Here is a 4,368-nt window from a genome sequence, read left to right as displayed (position 1 = left end):
CTTATCTAAAACATCATCACAAGCTTTCTTTATAATCTTTGCACGAGGATCAAAATTCTTATAAACCCGATGGCCAAATCCCATTAAACGGAAAGAGTCATTTTTATCTTTTGCTTTATTGATCCATTTATCAGTATCGCCACCGTCATTTTTGATCTGTTCAAGCATTTCGATTACCGCCTGATTAGCCCCTCCGTGAAGTGGTCCCCATAAAGCAGATATCCCTGCAGAAATGGAAGCATATAAATTACACTCAGAAGAACCAACCATACGAACGGTTGACGTCGAGCAATTTTGTTCATGATCGGCGTGAAGAATGAATAAGACATTCATCGCAGAAACGAATACCGGGTCAATCTCAACATCTTCTGTACGTTGCCCGAAAGTCATGTTCAGGAAGTTGTCGACATAACCAAGCTTATTCAAAGGATAAATTACAGGGTGACCCAATGATTTCTTGTAAATCCAGGAAACCACGGTAGTCATCTTCGCAAGAAGCTTAATAATGGTCTGATTTTGTTCTTCGGCTGTTTGTACCGAGTTCAAAGACTCAGGGTAAAATGCAGACAGGGAACAAATTAAGGAAGACAACTGACCCATCGGGTGAGATTTAGAAGGAAATCCGTCAAAGAATTTCTTCATGTCCTCATGTACAAGAGTGTGCTTAGATATATCGCCCTGAAAAGAATCCAATTGTTCTTTTGTGGGTAAATCCCCGTAAATAAGCAGATAAGCAACTTCAAGGAAGCTGGATTTTTCCGCCAGTTCTTCAATTGCATAACCGCGGTATTTTAACACCCCTTCTTCCCCATCAAGAAATGTTATCGCACTTTTTGTAGCGCCCGTATTTTTGTATCCAGAATCAAGAGTAACAAAGCCAGTTTGATCCCGGAGTTTAGAAATATCAATTGCTTTTTCACCCTCAGTACCTTCTATTATCGGTAACTCGTACGTTTTATCTCCTATTTTTAAGGATGCTGATTCAGACATATTTGTTTGTAATGGTTATTAGACAAAACTAATAATTATGCTCGTTTATGTGGTAATATTGCAAAAAGGATTTGCAATATTTTTGTTAATTATAGCCAATTTACGATGAATATCAGATCGGTAATAACGATTGATACCGATATTCACCATATTGTAAAAAGCTGAATTAGTTTTTGCCCACACCAATCGTTTCTTTGACTTCGCCGCAATTAAGCATCTCATCTCCGTAGTATGGGTTTCTCACCTCTTTCTCTGCTGCCAGCCAGTATCCACCTTCTCCTTCATTGGCCATAGGACAATATTGAACATATAACTCTCCAGAGCTAACGTCCGTATGCTTCATAAGGGCAACAACATCTGCGCTTAATGCAGTAAAGTGAACTCTCTGCGCCTTAAGATCATCACTAGAAGATATCTTCGTTGCTAAACCAGCTGTGTTTTCACATCCATCAATTTTAGACAAAGAGACCGCTAATTGTTCACCAGCCTGACGTGCGCCGGAAAAATCCGAAGAGATTAAAACATCTTTCAGCTTTAAGTAATCATCATAAACATTTTGGACATTTTCATCTTTCAAATCTGCAGGAGAAGCCGTTCCAACCGGGGTTGATTCCACTATATCAGTACTTTTTGTTTCTGCTGGCTGGTTACATGCAGTGAAGCTAAAAGCCACAACTAATCCGGTAATAACAAGTCTCATTTTCATTTGATCTATCTTTTTTTCAAATATCGTTAATAATGCTGAATACTATAAATAAAACAGAAAGTCCTGCATAATTGCAAGACTTTCTGTTTATTGGTGGAAAAAGTGTCAGTTCTACCGTTTAAGAATGATATAACCCTTATTAACGTTTTTGTTCCGGGCAGTACCAACTGAACGAAAAGTACTTATAATATAGAAATAAACCCCGTCACTTAAAGGCAGGTCCGAATTAACAAGTATTCCTTTATTAGCAAAGCCCTTAAAATTCCGATCGTTGTTATTATAGTTTTTTATAGAAAACAATTCATTTCCCCAGCGATTAAAAATCAATACCTCATTGTCTGGATACAGATCTATATTCTTAATAGTGAAAAATTCGTTTCCGTTTCCATCGCCATTTGGAGACATGAGTGCATCCGGAACGATATCTGGATTTATTGGTAAATCATGTGGTACATCCGTTGGAGTTGGTGGCGGATATAGGTCATTAATAATTACCACTGCACCTTTGCCAATGATAACATCTGGATTTGATACTGTCTTTATCTTCAAGATGACATCCTCATCACCCTCCTGAAATGCATCATGTAGCGCAGCGATGGTCATTTTCTCGGTAGTTGATAAAGAGCCTTTGGATATCTTCAGGCTCATGTATTGATCCAGAACAAGATAATCTCTTTCCTTTCCGGCCTTTCCGCTATATGCCACGGTTATGATTACGTCTTCTTTAAAAGAATGGGTCAGTCTGGCAGTTACAGCTACTTTGTTACCCTCCAATACAGAAGATAATTCGGGAGTAAGATATACAGTTGAGGCGACAGGTGGGCATCCCTCCTGTCGAACCTCCGTTTTAACACTCAATGTACACCCTACAGCATCCGTTACAATCATTTCGTAGATTCCGGCCTTAGCACTGGTAATTTCCCCGGATATTATCGCTGAATTACCCACCCAGGATATTTTATAGGGTTTTATTCCGCCGGTAATCTGGCTTGAAATTGACCCGCCAGAACTACCACAAACTTGATTCTTCGCAGTTAGTACTGCCTTTAGTTGCTCTGACTGGGTTATTTCGACCTCTGCGCTGACTGAACAATTCCCCGAGTCTGTAACTAAGACGTTATAAACACCTGCGGGGATGTTTGCCAGATCCTTAACACTTTGACCCGTATTCCATTTATAAGTATATGGGGCTTTACCACCCTTAACGTTTAGTGAAACTGCACCTGTACTTGAACCAAAGCATAAAACATCGGTTTTAGTTGTCTTTACTTCGAGTGCAGCAGCAGGCTGAGCGATTACTACTGACACCGTAGCACTACAGTTTTTGGCGTCAGTAACTAAAACACTATAGTTCCCGGCCGGAAGACCAGAAAGGTCTTTCGTGGTATGACCGCCAGTCCAGGAATAAGTATAAGGAGCAGTTCCGCCGGATACAGATAAATTGATCGAACCATTAGAAGCGCCAAAGCAAAGTACATCGGTTTTTGTTGGACTTAGGGTCAGTGCAACAGCAGGCTGAGTAATAGTAACCGAAGCTGTAGCTGTACAGCTATTGGAATCAGTTATTGTTACTGTGTGAATTCCAGCAGCCAGTCCAGTTGCGTCCTCAACATTCTGCCCATTGTTCCAAAGGAATTTATATGGTGCGGTTCCGCCCTTAACGGTGAGGTCGGCTGAACCCGAAGAAGCTCCGTTGCAATTTACTGCTGTTCCGGCAATTGAGGCGGTAATAGCTGCGAGCTCAGTAATGGTCACGTCGGTGACCTTCTGACAGCCTTTAGCATCCGTGACGGTTACGTTATAAGTGCCAGCAGTTAATCCGGTACGGTCCTCTGTCGTGATACCTCCTTGCCAGGAATAGGTATATGGTGCGGTTCCGCCTGTAACATGAAGGTCGATCGCGCCGGTTGCAGCGCCAGAGCAAAGAACATCTGTCTTCGTTGAAGTTAAAGCCATCGGTGCTAATGGCTGAGCTATAATTACTGATGTCGATACTGAACAATTGTTAGCATCAGTGACTGTGACAGTATAAGTGCCCGGAGCCAGATCGGTACGATCCTCAGTTGTAACTCCTCCTGTCCACGAATAAGAATAAGGCGCAGTTCCGCCGCTTACGCTGAGATTGATTGCACCAGTGGATCCGCTAAAACATAGAACATCCGTTAGGGAAGTACTTAATGCTAATGAAGCCGGCTGGCTAATAGTGATTGGCAGGGTCGCGGCACAACCTTTAGTATCCGTAACGGTTACCGTATAAGTCCCAGCGCCAATATTATTTAGATCTTGTGTTGTTTGGCCATTGCTCCAAATGTAAACATATGGGCCAGTCCCACCGCTCACGGTCAAATCAATCGAACCTGTCGATTCTCCAAAACACAATACCTCAGTTTTGCTATAAGTAAGTCCAATAGATGCCCTGGTTATTAGAATTTCATCCGCACATCCACCGTAGTCGGAACGAAGAATAAAATGATAGACACCGTCGGCTGTCATTCCTGCAATGTCCCCTGTTGATGCATCGATAGTTGCAGCAGAAGGGTTGCCAGCAACTACTTCCCACTTATATCCTGCTCCAGCATCGGCCAGTTTCAAAGTAGTTGCTGGTGAACAAACGGTTAAGTCTGCCCCTGCACTTTTTACTTCATCCCTGGTAATGCTTACAATATCTGAAC

General features: G+C 42.0%; 3 protein-coding genes. All 3 read right to left on the bottom strand.

Features of this window, described 5'->3' with window-relative positions:
- Positions 1 to 990, bottom strand: a 990-nt coding sequence (locus tag WBJ10_RS16355) for a citrate/2-methylcitrate synthase (protein WP_424292222.1), incomplete at its 3' end; no start/stop codon positions are given.
- Between the two features lie 166 nt (positions 991 to 1,156).
- Positions 1,157 to 1,690, bottom strand: coding sequence for a DUF3347 domain-containing protein (locus WBJ10_RS16350; protein ID WP_424292220.1), 534 nt, complete (start codon positions 1,688 to 1,690; stop codon positions 1,157 to 1,159).
- Positions 1,691 to 1,807: 117 nt separating this feature from the next.
- Positions 1,808 to 4,368: gliding motility-associated C-terminal domain-containing protein (locus WBJ10_RS16345; protein ID WP_424292218.1), on the bottom strand; the 2,561-nt coding region annotated here is incomplete at its 5' end.

It is taken from the genome of Daejeonella sp. (assembly GCF_049655485.1).
GTDB lineage: Bacteria > Bacteroidota > Bacteroidia > Sphingobacteriales > Sphingobacteriaceae > Daejeonella.
Note: the sequence above shows the minus strand (reverse complement) of the source record. Positions and strands in the feature narration are given on the sequence as shown.